This is a genomic window from Acutalibacter intestini, assembly GCF_034334985.1.
Lineage (GTDB): Bacteria > Bacillota > Clostridia > Oscillospirales > Acutalibacteraceae > Acutalibacter > Acutalibacter intestini.
In genome coordinates, this window is sequence record NZ_JAWXXL010000135.1 from 1 (window position 1) to 656 (window position 656).

The window sequence follows — 656 nt, forward strand, 5'->3', positions numbered from 1 at the left end:
CGGTACTCCTTGACAGAACCGTCAATCAGCACGTCAAAGGGCCGGATGGTCTTGTCCGTCCACAGATAGCCGGTGCCGGGCTTGCTCTCGGCCAACTCATACGAGCCATAGGGCAGGGCCCGCACATCGGATTGGGCTATACCATCTTTCACTTCGATTGTAAGGCACACCTCGTCCGGCTGGTACAGAGCACCGTTTACATACACGGCGTTGCGGCTCTTGTTGGTAATCTCAAAGAGCGTACCGTCCAGACTTGCCATGCCCAATGGGGTCAGCAGCAGGGATTCCAAATCCCGCTTTTCAATGAGAACGCCGCCGCGAACCACCTCATTGTCCATGAAGAAGGGGTAAATCTTGCCGTTCTCCGTAACCTCCACCTGTTGGTCGGGAGCCGTGTTGAGCATGGATTCATTGGTGGCGCTTTCATGGAGGATATAGGTCCCATATGGCAGAGCATCGGGAGCAGTGCTGGCCTTGCCCTCGCTGTCGGTGGTCAGGGTCAGGGTAACCTCGCCGGGGGCAATGCTCTTGTCGCCCACGATGACCGGGTTCTTGCTGTCGTTGATGATTTCAAATTGGATGCCGGAAAAATCCGCGTTGCCCTGGGGCGTGCTACCGGTGATACTGTCCCGCTTTTCAACGGCAATGCCGCCCCG

Annotated in this window: 1 protein-coding gene; it reads right to left on the reverse strand. The window is 57.0% G+C overall.

Annotated elements, in window-relative coordinates; genetic code table 11:
* Positions 1 to 656 (reverse strand): MSCRAMM family protein (locus tag U8U68_RS22085; protein WP_322204639.1); only part of this gene is annotated, 656 nt, incomplete at both ends.